The sequence below is a fragment of the Desulfomarina profundi genome (genome assembly GCF_019703855.1).
GTDB classification, from domain to species: Bacteria; Desulfobacterota; Desulfobulbia; order Desulfobulbales; family Desulfocapsaceae; genus Desulfomarina; species Desulfomarina profundi.
Window position 1 is genome coordinate 2,683,509 of the sequence record NZ_AP024086.1, and the last position, 17,488, is coordinate 2,700,996.

15 protein-coding genes and 1 tRNA gene are annotated in these 17,488 nt (G+C 44.0%); 9 read left to right on the plus strand and 7 right to left on the minus strand.

Annotated elements, in window-relative coordinates; genetic code table 11:
• Positions 1 to 11 precede the first annotated feature (11 nt).
• Both LO777_RS12380 and LO777_RS12385 read right to left on the minus strand, forming a co-directional pair.
• Entirely contained in the window at positions 12 to 644 is a 633-nt protein-coding gene (locus tag LO777_RS12380) for a corrinoid protein (protein WP_228854206.1), read from the minus strand.
• Positions 645 to 678: 34 nt separating this feature from the next.
• On the minus strand, positions 679 to 2,136 hold the full coding sequence (locus tag LO777_RS12385) for a trimethylamine methyltransferase family protein (protein WP_228854207.1): 1,458 nt from the start codon (positions 2,134 to 2,136) through the stop codon (positions 679 to 681).
• Positions 2,137 to 2,544: 408 nt separating this feature from the next.
• Between LO777_RS12385 and LO777_RS12390 the strand changes: the two genes are divergently transcribed.
• The 8 genes from LO777_RS12390 (at position 2,545) to LO777_RS12425 (ending at position 10,133) form a co-directional block, all read left to right on the plus strand.
• Positions 2,545 to 3,411 (plus strand): MurR/RpiR family transcriptional regulator, encoded by an 867-nt coding sequence (locus tag LO777_RS12390; RefSeq protein WP_228854208.1) that lies wholly within the window; start codon positions 2,545 to 2,547, stop codon positions 3,409 to 3,411.
• Between the two features lie 738 nt (positions 3,412 to 4,149).
• Positions 4,150 to 4,812: an ABC transporter permease gene (locus LO777_RS12395; RefSeq protein ID WP_228854209.1), complete on the plus strand. Its 663-nt coding sequence runs from the start codon at positions 4,150 to 4,152 to the stop codon at positions 4,810 to 4,812.
• Positions 4,809 to 5,948, plus strand: a complete 1,140-nt coding sequence (locus tag LO777_RS12400) for an ABC transporter ATP-binding protein (RefSeq protein ID WP_228854210.1) — start codon at positions 4,809 to 4,811, stop codon at positions 5,946 to 5,948. Before LO777_RS12395 ends, LO777_RS12400 begins: the two co-directional genes overlap by 4 nt.
• Positions 5,949 to 5,972: 24 nt before the next feature.
• The gene (locus LO777_RS12405) at positions 5,973 to 6,722 is read left to right on the plus strand and encodes an ABC transporter permease (RefSeq protein WP_228854211.1); all 750 of its coding nucleotides are present in this window, start codon (positions 5,973 to 5,975) and stop codon (positions 6,720 to 6,722) included.
• 29 nt (positions 6,723 to 6,751) lie between these two features.
• On the plus strand, positions 6,752 to 7,648 hold the full coding sequence (locus tag LO777_RS12410; RefSeq protein ID WP_228854212.1) for a glycine betaine ABC transporter substrate-binding protein: 897 nt from the start codon (positions 6,752 to 6,754) through the stop codon (positions 7,646 to 7,648).
• Positions 7,649 to 7,856: 208 nt separating this feature from the next.
• Entirely contained in the window at positions 7,857 to 8,432 is a 576-nt protein-coding gene (locus LO777_RS12415; protein WP_228854213.1) for an MmgE/PrpD family protein, read from the plus strand.
• A 5-nt stretch (positions 8,433 to 8,437) separates the two neighbouring features.
• On the plus strand, positions 8,438 to 9,190 hold the full coding sequence (locus tag LO777_RS12420; protein WP_228854214.1) for an MmgE/PrpD family protein: 753 nt from the start codon (positions 8,438 to 8,440) through the stop codon (positions 9,188 to 9,190).
• Positions 9,191 to 9,209: 19 nt separating this feature from the next.
• Positions 9,210 to 10,133 carry a carbon-nitrogen hydrolase family protein gene (locus LO777_RS12425; RefSeq protein ID WP_228854215.1) on the plus strand — a complete coding sequence of 308 codons (924 nt, stop codon included), beginning with the start codon at positions 9,210 to 9,212 and terminating at the stop codon, positions 10,131 to 10,133.
• Positions 10,134 to 10,453: 320 nt separating this feature from the next.
• Here LO777_RS12425 and LO777_RS12430 read toward each other — a convergent pair whose 3' ends face one another.
• The 5 genes from LO777_RS12430 to LO777_RS12445 all read right to left on the minus strand — a co-directional run bounded on the left by LO777_RS12430 (position 10,454) and on the right by LO777_RS12445 (position 14,452).
• Positions 10,454 to 11,374 carry an IS3 family transposase gene (locus tag LO777_RS12430; protein WP_407929146.1) on the minus strand — a complete coding sequence of 307 codons (921 nt, stop codon included), beginning with the start codon at positions 11,372 to 11,374 and terminating at the stop codon, positions 10,454 to 10,456.
• Positions 11,332 to 11,637: a transposase gene (locus LO777_RS21080; protein WP_407929069.1), complete on the minus strand. Its 306-nt coding sequence runs from the start codon at positions 11,635 to 11,637 to the stop codon at positions 11,332 to 11,334. Before LO777_RS21080 ends, LO777_RS12430 begins: the two co-directional genes overlap by 43 nt.
• 47 nt (positions 11,638 to 11,684) lie before the next feature.
• A complete protein-coding gene (locus LO777_RS12435) occupies positions 11,685 to 12,164 on the minus strand; it encodes a hypothetical protein (RefSeq protein ID WP_228854216.1) in 480 nt (159 codons plus the stop codon).
• Between the two features lie 184 nt (positions 12,165 to 12,348).
• A tRNA-Arg gene (locus tag LO777_RS12440) sits at positions 12,349 to 12,425 on the minus strand.
• A gap of 50 nt (positions 12,426 to 12,475) precedes the next feature.
• The gene (locus tag LO777_RS12445; RefSeq protein ID WP_228854217.1) at positions 12,476 to 14,452 is read right to left on the minus strand and encodes an Rne/Rng family ribonuclease; all 1,977 of its coding nucleotides are present in this window, start codon (positions 14,450 to 14,452) and stop codon (positions 12,476 to 12,478) included.
• A 666-nt stretch (positions 14,453 to 15,118) separates the two neighbouring features.
• Between LO777_RS12445 and LO777_RS12450 the strand changes: the two genes are divergently transcribed.
• Positions 15,119 to 17,434, plus strand: a complete 2,316-nt coding sequence (locus LO777_RS12450; RefSeq protein ID WP_228854218.1) for an LPS-assembly protein LptD — start codon at positions 15,119 to 15,121, stop codon at positions 17,432 to 17,434.
• Positions 17,435 to 17,488: the final 54 nt, after the last annotated feature.

Below are 17,488 nucleotides of genomic sequence, written 5' to 3' on the forward strand. Positions count from 1 at the left end.
GGGACCCCTTTTTAATGAACAAGTTCCTTGGCCCTTTTAGCAGCAGAACCTGCATCGGGAGCGAACGCATCGGCACCAATCACATTTGCGAATTCCTGTGTGACAGGGGCTCCACCAACCATCACCTTTACCTGAGCCCGAAGCCCACTTTCTGATAATGCGTCAATGGTCTGTTTCATCATAGGCATAGTGGTCGTAAGCAAGGCGGAGAGGCAAAGAATATTGGCATTTGTTTCTTTAATGAGTTCAATGAATTTATCAGGGCTTACATCAACACCGACATTATGAACTGTCAGACCAGCACTTTCCATCATCATTGCCACAAGGTTCTTACCAATATCATGAAGATCGCCTTGTACAGTTCCAATAACAACAGTCCCTTTAGAGGAGCTCGCATCATCTGCCAAAAGATGTTTGATAACCTCAACCCCTTTGCTCATTGCTTGAGCAGCCATAAGAACCTCCGGGATGAACATATCGCCATTTTCCATTTTTTGACCGACAATATCCATCCCGGCAATAAGTCCATCATTGAGTATTTCATCTGCTGGAGTACCGCTCTCCAAGGCTTTGTTAATCAATTGAAGCATTTTGGGTTCATCTAGCTCCAGCAGTGTCTGAGTAATTTCTTTTAAATCAACCATGATTCTCACCTTATAAAGTCTGTTAAATTTCTATTTAAATATCGAGTAAAATATTAAATTTCTCTCGGATTACTTTGTTAATATCATCTGGAATTAACGATGGTTTCGCAGCTGCGATAAGATCTCTCGCGATAATACGCGCCCTTTCCCTTGCATCTAGACTGCCTTCTTTTTCCCACTTATCTCTACTCTTATTGTCAGTAACTCCATTGCCGTGATAATGCTCTGTCCTCAAATGCTTCATCGTGTGCATAGAGGTCATGAAATTGCCACCAGGCCCCACAGATTCAATAACTTCCAATGCAAGATGCTCTACATCTACTTCGATGCCTTTTAATACTTTGCAGCAGTTACCAATAATTTCGTCATCAATCACAAACTGTTCATGCGCAATGGCAAGCATTGATTCGAGCATTCCTGCGCTGTGGTGAATATAGTTGGACCCTCCCATGGACGCTAAGAGTGCGGTAAAAGCTTTTTCATAACCAGCTTGGGCATCTGGAACTTTCGAGTCAGAAAGACCTGCTGAATTATAATTAGGTACTTTTATATGAGCTGAAAGTTGATGGATAGCAGCGTTCATCATCCCACACTCCACCGCTCCACCTGAGTATCCCATTGTTTTAAGATTGGCAAGACCTGGTATTCCACCATAAAGGAGTGGAGCTCCCGGGTTTGTCAACTGACAAATGGTGACCCCTGCCATTTCTTCAGCATGCAGTTGTGCAAGGGTTCCAGCCATGGTCAAAGGAGATGTGGAGCCTGCCATTGGTGCACTGGACAGAGCTACCGGAATGTTGTTACGAATAGCTTCCTGCATAATCAGAGTCGATTGCGTACACAGCTTAAGTGGGCTAATGGCAAAAGATGTAATCACCGAGATAAATGGTCTTTCCTGCAGCTTTTCCTTACCTCCTGCAATTAAGGAAGCCAACTCTATTACATTGTGTAAACCTGCTTCATCGTTTACACCTGACATGACGTGCTTTGATGATCCGGTTAAACAGGCATAAAACATATTGATATCGTAATCAGACTTGTCAATATCTGTTGGAATACATGGCCGTACAAGGAAGTGGACATTATCCAGCTGCTCAACAAGTCGAGAAACATTATAGAGATCCTTCAGAGTTGTTGATCTTACCTCACCCGTTTCAGGATCCAGAATTTTAATGGTCCCACCACCAGTCCCCAAATGAACGCGATCTTCACTCAGGTTGAGATCATGTTTCGGGTCACGGCCACAAAGGACCACTTTCTCCGGCGATTTGGCTACTTGTTCGGTAACCATTTCTTTTGGGAAAAGAATATTCATCTTTTCCCAATCGACAGTAGCACCATTGTCTTCCAGCATTCGGGCTGTATCTTCAAGACCCTTTTCGAAAGTGATACCAATTGTTTCAAGAATCCTTAGGGATGCGTCATGTACTACTTCAACCTGCTCTGAAGAAAGCGGGCGATATTGCCCTCCCTGAAAACCCATTAAATTCATATCCATCCTCCTAACATATTGTTTTTATATGATTATATAGAGTTCCAAACAGCCTGAAACTAAAGTTCGTATATGTCCTTTCTTTCTTTCACTTATTACTTGTCACAATCAGCAGCGCCTGTCAAGATAAATGTAACGAAACCTGTCATTAATTCTTTCAAAGAACCGAAATCTATCTTACCTACTCGTAAGTCGAGTAATAATTCCATCAACATATCATGTAGATACTTGCATTCAACTCAAGAAAGCGCAGAAAACAACGCAAAGTACTTCTAGCAGACGTAAGAGATCACCTCTCCCCTCATCTTGAAAAGAATTATTGATGCAAAACCCCGCAGAATCATTTATGCTACTTTCATCTCAATGTTAATGTCACTCATAACTGATTATTTTCGCAGGAGAAATACAATGACCAGCAAGCAACTATCTCTGACAAAAACCATTCAGGAGCACTATCAAGGATTAACCGCAAAAGGGAAAATACTTGCTGATTTTATCAGGTCGCGTCCCGACAAAGCTGTTTTCATGACGACAAGGCAACTTGCGGCGGAAGTTGGCGTTAGTGAAGCGACAGTCGTTAGGTTCGTCCGTCAGCTAAACTTCACCAGCTATTCACTCTTAATCGATAAGTTGCGAGAACACATCGACACCGAGCTCACCCTTCTAGACCGTAGTAAACTTACCCAATCTGTTGTTCATACTGACGACGAATTGCTTCAAAAAATGCTTAGTCGAAATATTGAAGATATAAAATCTCTGAGCCAATCCATTGATTTGAATGAAATAAAAAAGGTCAGAGATCACATCAAGAATGCAAAGTCGGTGCATATTATTGGTTCAAGACTTTCCTATTCTCTTGCAAGTCATATGAGCTGGACTCTCGGAAAATTAAGACCGGAAGTTCATTTACTAAAAGGGAGTGATACAACTTGCATAGACAGACTTGTATTCATTGATCCTGACTCGGTGATCGTTATAATTGCCACCACCAGGTATCCAAATGATTTAATAAAAGTAGGTAAGTTGGTTAGACGACAACAGCTAAAAATGATACTACTCACAGAGAGTTCGACATGTCCATTATCACAAATAAGCAACCATACTCTAATTGCCTCGAGCACCGGCATCCCATACCTCGGCGCAACCATATCCCTTCTCTGCCTGATCAACTATTTGGTCGAGTCACTCTCTGCGGAAATGGGAGAAGAGCTGCAACTTCACCAGCAAAAGCTAGAGCAAACGTTTTTGGAAAATGATTTGTTATTTCTTCAGTAACCGAACGCGAGAAAGGTGCAAAGTCCCCGTGTTGTTATGTACTGGCTGTTACGCGGTGGTGCTTCTTTTAATCGCTCATCAAATTAACAAGATGCAAACATCACATTGTATTTTTTAACTTCTATGGTGCCTATCTTTAATGTGGACAATCAGCTATCAGAGATTGGGTGAAGCATAAGTAGCTGAAGGCAACTATGAAGAACCCTCCCGAAAACAGCTTCAATGCATGAACATCACAAATTCAAACACTAAAACATTTTGATAGCTTTGGTTACATTTAGCCCACTTCTTACGTAGGCTTGATTTTTATCACACGCAGCTCGGTGGAGCGTTTCAACGGACAATTGAAAGAGGAATATGGCGGACGGAACCTTATGGTTCATGGCCCTGCCAAGGTAATGATGCATTAATGTTTGGGGTTATCACGCTGTTTGCCGACCAGCTTATCAAATTGACCGGGTATTAAAGTGTGATAGCCAAACTCAACAATCAACCGGTGAGTTTACTTTTGCAAGAGGCTCAGAGTAATGTTTGAAAAATTTTGCAAAGATAAAAAACAATGTTGACAATTATTGTTACATTTGATAGAAGTTGACGTCATCACATGATTCATCAGACTAAATATTACCATAGCCCTATATTCCGAGATCTATGGTTGACTTAAAAAATGACCTTAGCTTGGAAGCCTGTTTAGGTAATCAGCCTACATGGGTAACTATTTACGATTACAGGTGATTGATGGAAGAGATTATCCAATATCTGGGAACGAACTACCCGACAATTATACGGTTGACAATTGAACATCTGTATCTAGTGAGCATATCTGTTGGAGTTGCTATACTGACCGGTGTCCCCATTGGTATATTGATAACCAAAAACAAAAAACTTGCGGATGCAGTGCTCTATGTTGCTTCCGTAATAATCACCATTCCTTCAGTTGCTCTGTTTGGCCTAATGATTCCGCTATTGTCACTCATCGACCGTGGCATTGGTTTCTGGCCTGCCGCTATCGCTATCTTTTTGTATTCACAATTGCCGATCATACGTAATACCTACACAGCCATCAATAACATTGACCCATCTCTTCGAGAGGCCGCACGGGGAATGGGGATGAGTAATTGGCAGCGACTGGCCAGGGTTGAAATCCCGCTTGCCATCCCTGTTATCATGGCCGGAGTACGGATGGCAGTCGTGATGAACATAGCCGTGGCCACCATCGCAGTCTATATCGGAGCAGGGGGCTTGGGCACAATCATTAACGAAGGAATTACTGGCACCAATACCACCAAGCTGATTGTAGGGGCAGTTGCCGTTTCATTGTTAGCTATCACCGCTGACTACCTGTTCCTCTTTTTACAAAAACTCCTAACACCAAAAGGCCTGAGCGAGGCAACAACATGATTCGACTTCAAAACTTAACCAAGCATTTTGATGTGCCGGGAAAAGCTCCTGTAATTGCAGCAAATAACATCTCACTGGAGGTCAAAAAGGGGGAGATCTGTATTTTCCTGGGTCCGTCGGGTTGTGGTAAAACAACAGCCTTGAAAATGATCAACAAGTTGATCCCTAAAACTTCTGGGAAGATTTTCATCGACGGCACCGATACCGACGAACTCGATGCTATAACATTGCGGCGCAAAATTGGTTATGTTATCCAGCAAATCGGCCTTTTTCCAAACATGACAATCGAAAACAACATCTGCATTGTACCCGATCTATTGAAAATGGATAAGAAAACAAGCAGGAACAAGGCCAGTGAGTTGATGGAAATGGTCAATCTTGACCCGAAAATCTTCCTTAAACGCTATCCCCGTGAGCTATCCGGGGGACAGCAACAACGTATAGGCGTTATCAGAGCGCTGGCCGCAGACCCTCCCCTGATGCTCATGGATGAACCTTTCGGAGCCATTGACCCCATCAACAGAGCAGTTATTCAGGATGAATTTCTAAAACTGAATGCCGAACTGGGTAAAACAGTTTTGTTTGTTAGCCACGATATCGACGAAGCCATAAAAATGGGTGATAAAATTGCCATCTTCCGTGACGGCATTCTAGAGCAGTGTGATAGCCCTGACGAGATTCTCGCAAATCCTGCCAATCAATTTATCAAAGATTTCGTAGGGTCTGACAGAGCTCTGAAAAGGCTTAAGCTAACTAACGTCACTGATGCGATCATGCCCTTTCGGATGGCTGTTAAAGCTGAAGATCCTCTGGACAAAGCTACCAAAAAGATGCAGGATCGCGATGCGCATATAGCTGTGGTCGTAGGGCCTCGAGGCCGAGCGCGGGGGTACATTACCAAAGAGGGGATCAAAGGTGACAGTAGCGGTTTTGTGGGTGAATATATAGACCATCTCCCAGGTACCATCCATGAAAACGATACCCTGCACGATGCCGTTTCACAAATGTACGCTCACGCGTGTGATTGGCTGCCGGTTGTAGACGACAACGGTACGTATAAAGGTTATCTCACCCAGCATACTATCGCCACTCTTCTTGGGGAGGCCCCACGCAAGCAAGGTGACAAAATTGTCTAATAGAATTAAAAATAAGGTAGACGAATGAACTATTTTACCGTTCTTCTTAAACAAAGCAAGTCGTTATCCATATTTTTTCTGATAGCGCTGGTTTTTATGTTTGGTGCTTTAGCCCAATCGTCTGGTTTGATCGGTGAATTTCTGGATACTTTTGAAGACTGGAACTATCTCCTTAAACAAAATGTGCAAATTGTCCTTGCCTCTGGCTTCACTGCAACAATCCTTGGGATCGCTTCCGGCATCCTTATGACACGTCCCTGGTTTAAACGTTATGCCGAGGTGTTTTCCCAGAGCTTCAATATTCTCTCTGCAGTTCCTACGCTTGCCGTTTTAGCAATTATAATGACCATCACCGGGATAGGTTTTAAGTCGGCATTTATTGGTCTGGTAACAGTTACCATTCTGCCGGTTGTCCGAAATACCTACCAGGGTATCAGTGAAGTTCCGGATCATATGATTGAGGCCGCCCGGGGACAGGGCATGACCGATAAACAAGTTTTGTGGAAAGTACAAATCCCCAATGCACTTTACGTCATTAGCGCTGGTATCCGGACGGGTTTTGCCCTGAATGTAGGTACCAGCCCTCTAATTACGCTTATAGCTGCAGATAGTCTCGGAGAATATATTTTCACTGGAATTATGCTCAATGAGTTCAATTCATTGTTAATCGGGTCTTTTTCGATAGCTGCACTAGCCATCGTTACCGATTTTATATTGTCAAGACTTCAGTTTTGGCTTTTACCCAAAGGTATAAACCCCCAACGGTTTACCTAGATTCCAATTTGAAGAAGGAGGAGAGTACATTGAAAAAGATACTGAAAAAAATTGGCTTTATCACGAGCACACTTTGTGCAGTTTTCATAGCCTCAACAGCGCTAGCAGGCTCTGTTACTGTAGGTGGAAAAGGGTTTACCGAACAACTTCTTTTGGCAGAAATTACCAGTCAGTACCTTACGAGTAAGGGGTACGAAGTAAAACTCAAAACCGGTATGGGTACTTCTCTGGTGCGTAGCGCGCTAGAAAACAAACAGGTAGACCTCTATTGGGAATATACCGGTACAGCGTTTCTGACTTTTCATAAAAATAAGTTTGCAAACCAGTCGGCCAATGAGATTTATAATGCAGTGAAAGCCAAAGATGCTGAAGCAGGTATTGTCTGGCTTAATCCTTCAGCAGCAAATGACACCTACGCTCTAGCTGTTCGAAAGGCTGATGCGGAATCAAAAGGACTCAAAACCCTGGAGGACCTGGCAACTAAACTTAATGGAGGAGAAAAACTGACCCTCGGGTGCAATATTGAGTTTTATAAGCGAGATGATGGTTTGAAACCGCTACAGAAGGCTTATGGCTTCAAATTCCCACGCTCTGACGTAAAGCGTATGGAAACAGGTTTAGTGTACAAGGCCTTAAAAGACGGCAACGTAGATGTGGGATTAGTTTTTGCTACAGATGGGCGCATCCCGGCCTTCAATTTCGTTGTACTCAAGGACACAAAGAACTTCTTCCCTGCATATGCCATTACCCCCACTATCCGCAAAGAGACACTGGATGCTAATCCAGATCTCGCGAAACACCTCAATACCTTGTCTGGGTTGCTCGACGATGCGACAATGTCTAGATTAAACGCGGAAGTGGATGTTGACAAGAAATCGGTCACAGAAGTGGCAAAAAATTTCCTGACATCACAAAATCTATTGTAATAAATTTTTGTTACCGGCACGACATCTGAAAGTGAGGCTCTGGTACTTCTGACAATTGATGTCCAGAAGACCAGAGCCGTGACTGCAATGAAACGGCCTGAAATGATTTTTCTTGAAAATGATATCTTTGCTCCTTAAGACCGAGAACCTAAATTGAAGTTAGCTGAAATTATGAGTTTTTTACAAAATTGGTTTTTGAAGGGACAAAGTGAACTATACCAAGCAGACACTTAAATTTATCGGCGATTTAAACTGGGAAAAAATACCCGAAGCAGTACAACACCAGTCTAAACGCTGTCTCATGGATGCACTAGGAGCTCTCATTTCCGGTCATAACACGCCGGTTGGGGAAATGCTGGAATCCTTTGCCATGGAACAATTCCCCGGAACGCAGGCCAGCATCATGGTCTCTGGCAAAAAGGTATCAGTTTCCGGTGCGGTTCTGGCCAATGGTTTTGCAGGCAATGCTCTAGATATTGATGACGGATATCGACCAACAATGGGGCATCCCGGTGCTGGAATCCTGCCGGTTCTTTTGGGGGCAGCTCAACTGACAGCCAGTCCAGAAAAGCAGATCAGCGGCAAGGATTTTCTAACTTCTCTTGTTGTCGGCTATGAAATCGGGGCCCGAGTAGGTCTAATCCGGCACGCAACCTACCAAACCTATCATTCTTCCGGATCATGGGGTGCAATCAGCGGCGCAGCCGCTGCTGGTAAATTGCTGGGGTTAAGCGATGACCACCTTCATCATGCCCTCGGTGCAGCTGAATATCATGCCCCATAGCCCCTATGATGAAATGCATTGATGTACCGAGCATGGGCAAAGACAGTATTGGATGGGGATGCATGGTGGCAATAATGTCTGTTCTTTTGGCCCAAAAAGGATTTACCGGTATCCAACCCATTTTTGACGATACGCCCGTTCCGGATTGGATCACATCCCTAGGAAAGAAATGGGAAATCCTGAATCTATACTTTAAACCTTATTCTGCATGTCGATGGGCTCACCCCGGAGTTGATGGCGCATTGAAAATAATACAGAAAAACGCCCTTTCACCTTGCGATATTGACTCAATCAAAGTGTTCACCTTTAAAGAGTCTGCAGCATTAAGCCAAAAATATCCCGAAAACACCGAAGAGGCTCAGTATAATATCCTCTTTCCCATTGCCGCAGCCATACTGGATGGTGAAGTTGGACCGAGCCAGAACCTGCCTCCCAGACTTTTTGCTCTAGATATTCGACAGATGATGGATAAAATCACCATCATCGCCCAGGAACGGTTCCAAAGGGTATTTCCCGAAAAAGCGGAATCTGAAGTGGAAATCAAAACCAAATCCGGCCAAATATATAATTCAGGGACGATGTCGGCAAGATGGGATACTCATACAGTTTTGCCGACGAATGAAGAACTTGAAGAGAAATTTGTCTGGCTCACAGCGCCGGTGCTGGGCCCTGATAAAGCAGAAAAATTAAAAGGGATTATCCGGCAATTTGATCAAGTGAATTCTCTGGATACTTTTTTTAATCTTTGCGTAAGGTAATATTATTAAACGTTTCAGTGTGGTAGAAAAAAAATTCAGTACTCAAAACGATAATCTGACAGTTGGAATTGCCAATATAAACTCAGAGGCCGGCAATCTTCAGGCAAACCAGGCCGCAGTTGTTTCAGCCCTGGATCAGTTTTTGTCGGAAAAAGTGAACATTGCGATTTTTCCTGAATTTTGTCTTTCCGGCTATTTCTTTGAGCCAGAAGGAGATTGTCAAACGTTTATGGAGAATGCCACTTTTGAAAAGTTGAGCTCCTGGCTAAATGATCTTACAGCACGATATATTAACGACACACTCCAGGTTATTGTGTTGAACGGACTTGAAAAAGTATCAACAGAGCAAGGCTATTTTTACGATACCACCCTGCTATTAGATAAAAACGGATATTCCCTGTCCCCCGAAAAAACATACAAAAAAACCTTCTTACCCAGCTTTGAAAAAAAATTCTGCCGTTCAGGAATCAATGACACCCTTGTAATGGAAACACTTTGGGGCAAATTTGGCGTACTAACGTGCTATGATGTCTGTTTTGCTCCCCTGATTAATGATTTAGTCTATAACCATCAAATAGACGGCTTGATCGTTACTGCAGCCTGGCGAAAGCAGGGAGAGCGTATGTACCCAGAATTGGGGATAAAGGATTCTACCTATCACCAAACCCAGTGGGAAACCATTCTGCCTGCCTTAGCTGGACAAAATCAAATTTGGCTAATGGCCGCCAATAGTGTGGGACCACACAGTATAAAAGGTCTGGATTATTGCGGCCGATCGGGAACCTGGGCCCCTTCAGGAATCAATATGATTATGGGATCAGACTCCGAAGAGCAGCTACTTATTCTTCACAATATTGACATCCAAGGAACTCTTTCCAATGAAAGGGAACCCTTTGGAGTATTAAGAGACTATTCCGAGCTTGCCTGCAATAGGGGAAAATAAATTCGGCTGCAGCCTAATATGTGATTACCTGTCTCAATTTTCTCACTACAAACACCCGAGTTCGACAATCATAGGCACATTTTCACCCCAAAAACTTGCTAACCCGCATTTCTCATGAACATTGTGTCAATTTTGAGAATAGCTGTAGAACACAAACAATGAGACAATTATCAGTGATTGAGAAAAAATTTACACAATGTTCACCCAAGGTCAGTCCAGGCGACGCCATCTTCTACAGTATTTTGGCAGTAAATATAGATCACTATAATTCACGTAAGCGGTTAACAGACTGATCTTGCCACAAAAAAGTGGAGTCACGGTTAAGCCGCTTTTCTATCGTCCCACCACTCCAACTCATATTGAGCAGGAGCTTTATATCCGTTTGTAGAATGTTTCCTTTGTCGGTTGTAGTAGACCTCGATGTAATGGAATATGGTCTGCTCAGCCTCAGCCACATTGTGGAATGTGCAGTGATGAATCATTTGGGTTTTAATAGTATGGAAAAACGATTCAGCTACTGCGTTGTCCCAGCAGTTTCCCTTTCTGCTCATGCTTTGAACAAATCCTCGTTTCTGCAGCAATGCTCTGAAATCGCTACTTGCATATTGAACTCCACGATCACTATGAACCATTAATCCCTGGCCAGGGTGTCTCCTCAATATGGCCTTGTTTAGCGCCCTAATTGCAGAATGTCTTTCAAGGGAATCGCTGAGATCCCAACCCACAACTATTCGAGAAAACAGGTCTATGAAAACTGTGAGATAGTGCCATTTACTGCCTATCTTCAGATAGGTGATATCGGTAACCCACACCAAGTCGGGGGAGGACACGGTGAACTTGCGGTCCAACAGATTGGGAGCCACTGGCTCAGTGTGCTTTGAATCCGTGGTAACAACAAACTTTTTTACAGTTCGGCATTTCAAACCCATTTCCTTCATCATACGAGCTACACGCTGTCGGCTTACATTTGAAAACTCAGGTTGATCGTGAAGATCAGCAGTGATAATCGGACTCCCGACCATGCCGTTGTGTTGCTCAAACAGCTCTTGTATACGTTTTTTCAAATGGTCCTTTTCTATCTGCCTCGTAGAGATAGGGGCCTTGATCCAGCGATAATAACCGCTCGGGGAGACATTGAATACATGGCACATCTTCTTCACCGGAAATGATGAGCGATTTTCCTTGATGAACTTAAATATCATTTCGGTGTCCTGCTGAAGATGGCCATGGCTTTTTTTAATATATCCCGCTCCATCTCGGCATCCCTGAGCCTCTTTTCGAGATCTCTTACTTTTTGCTCCTGAGGTGTCAGAGACTCTCTGCCATTCCCTGAAAAAGAATAGTTTTCTCTGGCTCTGTATTCTCTTCTCCATCGGTAAAGCAAATCTCTTGAGATACCAAGGTTGTCAGCTATTTCAGTTACTGCCTTCCCAGGTTCTTCTGACAATAGAACCGCATTGCGTTTAAAATCTGGATCGTATTTTCTTCTCTGTTGAACACTCATATTTTTCCTCCTGCCATATTTGTAACAATGGCTTAACTGAGTGTCCACTATTTCATAGCATGATCAGTGTGATTTGTAACAGCAGGATGAATAGAACCACGTATTGTTTGCCAGAGTTGACTTTTAGGGAAAATCTCACGAAAATACGTCAACCACTTGCTGATTGTTTTCCTGTCTGCTCCAAGCATTTTTGACACCATGTTTTTACTGTATTCCTGTGGTTTGCTTTGGTTTAGTGTGGTTACAATCAATATAACTACTCTGAAATACACCCGCCGATCCATGAATAGAGTCGATTTCGGTAAGGTTCTACGACGACAATTCTCTTTACTGCAACAGAGACTGAACCGTACAGAGTACTCTTCAGGAAGATCAGGCCCACCGCGTGGCTGACGTTGGTAATTGGAATAATGCTGAGGGCTACCACAATAGGGACAACCGGCTTTATGCTGCTGATCAGCCAAATCTATGTCTATATGGTGAAGAAGCTTAAAAAGGTTGGTGCTTTGAAGTAATTCTGGTATCATTTTCCTGCCTTAGTGTTTTAGGCAGGAACCCTCTCGGGGTATTTGCGCGATACGTGAGGGGGTTCCTTACCTTTCCATCACTTATCTTGCACATTTTAACTCTATTTTCCATCATTTATTTTGGCCACTCTCATACAACAAAACAGGCACTTAATCCATAATTGAACTAAGTGCCTGTAGTAACTGGTACACCAGACAGGATTCGAACCTGTGACCCCCTGATTCGTAGTCAGGTACTCTATCCAGCTGAGCTACTGGTGCATTGAGAGATGTTTATATACCCCAGTTTAGTGGGGAACTCAAGCTTGTTTTTATTTTTTTGCCTCTTTTTCCTTCCTGTGAAAAATCAGTTCATTGTCCGCCGGTTTCATGGAAGTTTCTGCGACAATGGTAATCTCAACATCATATTTTGTTTCCATTGAGTACAGTTCCTGCCGCTTATTGTTCAGCAGATAGGACGCCACGTCAAGGGGGAAATGGCATTCGATGCGGACAACCTGCTTTCTGCTGGCGGCAGTCTGGATTCTCCGCAGGTAAAAGAGGGCCAGGGTCTCAACGGAACGCACGGTCCCCCGTCCCTTGCAATGCTCACATCTCCTGTAATTCCCTGCTTCAATGGGTGCCCCCAGTTTCTGCCTGGAAATCTGCATCAGGCCGAATTTTGAGATCCTGCTGAAATCGACCTTGGCCCGGTCCCTCTTCATGGCCGCCTTCACTTCACGCTCCACTGCAAGGATATTTTTCCTGCTCCGCATATCGATAAAATCGACAACAATAAGCCCGCCAAGATCCCTTAATCTCAACTGCCGTGCCAGCTCATTGGCCGCTTCAATATTGGCCTGGAAAATTGAGGCTTCAAAATTCTTGCCCTTGGAGGTGGAACCCGAGTTCACGTCAATAGCAACCAATGCTTCTGTGGGATTTATGACAATGGAACCGCCCGAAGGAAGATTAACCTGGGGCTGGTAGATGGATTCAATCTGATCCTCTACACTGAACTGGTTAAAAATAGGCCTCGAACCACGGTGCAGCCGTACCTTGACATTTTTCTGTTTGGAGGGAAGCAGCTCTATAAACCCTTTCACCTGGTCCAGAGCCACCGGATCATCAACAAGTATTTCCACGATGGACGGATCAAAGTGTTCGCGCAGAAACATCAGTACATTGTGATGATCCTCATAGACCAGACCAACCCCTTCAAGGGACTGTCCCTTTTTCTTGATCTCTTCCCATAACCTGAGCAGATACTTGACATCCCTGGAAAGAGCTGTTTTGGTGATATCCAGACTGGCTGTCCGTACGATCCAACCGATCCCTTCCGGTATTTTCGTTGATTTCATGACATCCCGCAGCCGAGTCCGCTTCTCTTCTCCGGAAATTTTCCTCGATATTCCGGAGGAATCCGAGCCGGGCATCAGGACAACGCATCGACCTGGAAGAGAGAGGTAAGTGGTCATGTTCGCCCCTTTTTTCCCTACTTCCTCCTTGACAACCTGCGCCAGAATTTCCTGTCCTTTTTCAACCACATCGGAAATACTCAGTTTCTTCCACTGGTGGGCTTCAACCTTTTCCCGAATGTTGTCATCCAGATCCTGCTTGTAATATTCCGGATGGATTTCACTGAACGGCAGAAAACCGTTTTTGTCGGTTCCGTAATCAACAAAAGCAGCCTGAAGACTGGGTTCAATGGCAACAATTTTTGCCTTGTAGATGTTATTTTTTGTGCGGGTCCTCGTGACGGAGGAAACATGAATGGATTCAAGGCGACCATCCTCAAGCAGCGCTATTCTGCACTCTTCAGGTTCTTCCGCATTGATGAGCAGTTTACGTACAGGTTCTGCTTTTTTCTCCCGCCGGCGACTCCCCTTTTCGCTGGATACATTTTTTTCTTTCTGTGTCTTTACTTCTTGGACAGGTTGGTCCTGCGACTCCGCCTGTTGTTCCACAGGAGCTTGTAGCTCCGTTTTACGAGGCGAACGACTTCGAGATGGTTTCTGCTTTTCCTCTTTCTTTTGTGGAGAAGAACTTTTTTTCCTGGATGCTGTGGGCTTCTTTTTCTTTTCGTCAGTCGCCGAAGAACCCTTTGAACGCCTGCCGGTTGCTTTTTTCCCGGCCCCTCTGTTGACTTTCTTTTTATTTGAAGCCGCTCTTTCGCTTTTCTTTTTTACCTCTTCAACAGCATCAACAGTTTCCGGTTCTTCCTTTACTGTGCTTTTCCACCAGGCACCTGTTGTAGCTTTAATCTTGAGGACACTTTTCTCTTTTTCCGTCTTTTTTTTTGTAACCATTGTTTTTCCTTCACTCCTGTTCCGGGAAATCTCCCGGTAACATGAGCACAATTCCATCCACGCACGACAATCACCCGAAAAGTCAGGTTACGGTGTCATGCATGGACACATTTTTTTTACTTCATTATCCGGGGAACACCCAGTAAAGTCATTTTCTTTCCAGCCGCAGTTGCGGCCGGTTACTGTCCTGTTATTTATGAAAATGATTAACTCTACTGAACACAACCCTCTGACTTATGGTTCAGGCTCACTGCCACTTGCGTCTATTCAAAAGGAGACAGAAAGACCTAGGCCGCCCCCTGATCAAGAAATAGCAGTCGACTTTCAGGAGCGGTCGTGACACTTGTACAGCCTATTTCAGGGAAACACAATTTTTATTTGATATATGGAGTAGAATAATCTATTCCTGTTCACATTTAAAGCAGAGCCTCTCCGATGACTTTTAAACTTGACAGTGGTTGCTCTGAAACGTACACTCGGGAGTTTAACACTGTTCAATACAGTATTGTTTTACCTGAATCGTGTACTTCAGAAAATGAAAATTTTTCTTTATGTTATATCAGTATTTTATTAAAACACATTATCATAAATTCATTCATTGATTGAGTGAAGCGTTTTTTCAATTTCAGTCTTTTCAGCCAATCCAGTTCTCAAAAGGAGCCTACTGTGCCATCACGTTTTCCCCAACTCTTGAATTTACGCCGCATTTTCATCGTAATTTCGTCACTGTTGCTGACCGGTGTCACACAACAAGTTCTGGCAGAAAAACTTGCTACCGAACAGTGGGATATTTCTGCGGATAAAGTTGTCCGTTATGAAAATCCCAGCTCAATCGTTGCCAAAGGCAATGTCATTCTGGAGAAAAAAGAACGAATACCTGCAGCCCGACACACTACCGCTGCAAAAACGACAGAGTGGGCTGAATTGCTGGAAGAAGCCACGCCGGTAAAAGAAATTACAGCTGATGAAATTTCCGATGAAACAGAACCCAGATACAAAACCACGGTAACCATCAGGGCAGACTGGATAGTTTACGACATAGAACTTGAATCAATCAAGGCCAAGGGCAATGTTCAGATTATCACGGACGAGGACAAGCTGTTTGCCGAAGAAGGAAATATCAAACTGGGCAATGAAACAGGAAAGTTCACCAACGCCACCATCCTGCGTAAGAAAAACTCCCTGCACCTGGAAGGTAAATCCATCGAAAAAACCGGTTTTGATACCTATCGCATCAAAGACGGCTGGGTCATTACCTGTAAACTTGAAAACAACGAGGCTCCCCCATGGAGCTTTTCCAGTTCGGAAGCAAATGTTCGCCAGAACGGATACGCGTTTTTGAAGCACGCCAAATTCAATATTAAGAACATCCCGGTTTTCTATACACCGTACCTGGTCATCCCCGTTAAAAATACCCGTCAGACCGGTTTTCTGTTCCCTGAGTTTTCCCAGTCAAGTAACGGCGGATTCGGCTTTAACCTACCTTTTTTCCTCAATATTTCAGAGTCAATGGATGCCACCTTCTTCCCCCAGTACCATGTGAAGAGAGGGTTCATGCCCGGAATTGAATTCAGGTATGTTGAAAAGGCAAGTGACAAAGGACTTTTTTCAGCCAATTACCTGCATGACCGCCTTTCCGATCCCTCCGAGACCCAATATTACCAGGATACCGGCTTTACCCATACCAACAAGGACCGTTACTGGATACGGGGCAAGGCGGACCACACCTTTGCAAATGTCTGGCAGAGCCGTCTGGACATAGATGTCGTTTCCGACCAGGACTATCTCACTGAATTCAAGTCCGGTGTGACCGGTTTTAAAAAGAATCACAACCAGTACCTGAAAACCTTCGGTCGTGGCTTTCAGAATGAAACCGACAAATTCAGACAGAACAGCCTCAAAATACTGAGAAGCTGGAATGGCATGTCCCTTGAAACAAATTTTCTGGCCATCAATGAAGCTGATAAAAATGCGAGCGACACCAACACACCGCTCTGGAAACTGCCCAGCGTGGATTTCAGCGGTGCTGTTCCCTTGAGTGACAGCAGTTTCACCCTGGATTGGGATGCCGATTATGTCAATTACTGGAGAGAAGACGGAATAGGAGGCCACAGGGTTGACCTCCACCCCACCCTTGCGACTCCCGTCCCCCTCAGCCCCTACCTGGAATCCAGAGCTGAAGTTGGACTTCGCGATACTTTTTATTATGTCAAAAGCTATGGGGACAGCGAATGGGACAAGGATGACACCCAGAACCGTTTTCTGCTTGAATTTGAGACGGAAGTTGCCACAACCCTTGAAAAAAACTTTTTTCATGATGATTCCGGTCATCGCAGCGGAGCTCACCAGGTCAGGCCTTTTATAAGATACGGTTATATTCAGGATATTGACCAGAAAGACCTTCCCCAGTTTGACAAAGTGGACACGATTGGTGAAAAAAATTCCATCAGTTATGGAATTGATAATTTTTTCAACACCTTCACCTATAATAAATCAGGCATGGAAAAACTGAGGGAATACGCCTACCTGAAACTTCAGCAGTCCTATGATCTGCGTGACGAAGCTTCAGATGAACCGTTTTCCGACATCTACACCAAACTGGGCTGGAAACCATTCAAAAGAGCTGATATCTACTACAGAAGTTTCTATGACGTCTATGACAACAGATTTAACAGTCACACCTTTGAAGGTGATTATACAAACAGCAGAGGGGACTCCTTCGGTCTTGATTACAGTTACAAACCAAGCAGCGATATTGAGCAGGTAAACGGTCGTATTCAGGCACGTATTCTGGCAAACTGGATAGCCGGTGGCGAAGTAAAATACTCCATCGCCCATGAGGAAACTGACGAAGCCACCGCTTCACTCACCTACCAGGCACTCTGCTGGTCTGTCAAATTTGAAACGAAATACACTCCAGCCGATACCACGTATCTCGTACTTTTTAAACTGGCCAATATCGGTGGTATAGGAATTAAATAGTAATTTGTTACAAATACAATAATTGATACAACGAAGTTGCCTGCCCTGTGATCA